1 protein-coding gene is annotated in these 568 nt (G+C 62.5%); it reads right to left on the reverse strand.

Features of this window, described 5'->3' with window-relative positions; translation table 11 throughout:
• Nucleotides 1-379: 379 nt before the first annotated feature.
• Nucleotides 380-568 (reverse strand): SDR family oxidoreductase (locus ACXJ3V_RS20500; protein WP_457102199.1); only part of this gene is annotated, 189 nt, incomplete at its 5' end.

The raw sequence follows: 568 nt of genomic DNA on the forward strand, positions 1-568 counted from the left end.
CTCCCATTTCGATGGCGGACAGAGCGGACGTTCGACTCTTCGAAGGCAAAGGTCGCTAGAGGGCAAGTAGGGGGCTATGACTGCAATGCCTTGGGACCGGCCGCCCATACCGAGGTGTCCTCGGGCACTTGGATGACTGGAAACGGGCCCGACAGCGTACGTTCGCCGTCCAACCGAGAAGGACCGCAACCGCTGCATAGCTGCTGCACGACGGGCGTTGGTGGGGGGCAGGGTAGGGCCCTCTGCAGTCTTTTGCCCTCGGCCGCCCAACGACCGCTATGCAGCCCAAAACGGCAATTGAAGACTACGCCAGGAATGCGCTCGTGCTACGCCTCCGCGAGGAGCGCTGGCGCTTGTGCCGCAGCGCGCGTGAGCGTATTCAAAGACCGTGAGTGTTGCAAAGGACGTTCGAGAACATTCCGCCGTCCACGGGCAAGTCCGTTCCCCTGATCCAGGCTGAGCCATCGGACATCAGAAAGGCGATGACCGGCGCGATGTCCGCAGGAGTTCCGGGGCGATCCATCGTCTTCATGTCCTCTTCAGCGCGAGCCCCGAGCGTCTCGATGAA

The sequence above is a fragment of the Microbacterium sp. P5_E9 genome, assembly GCF_054049175.1.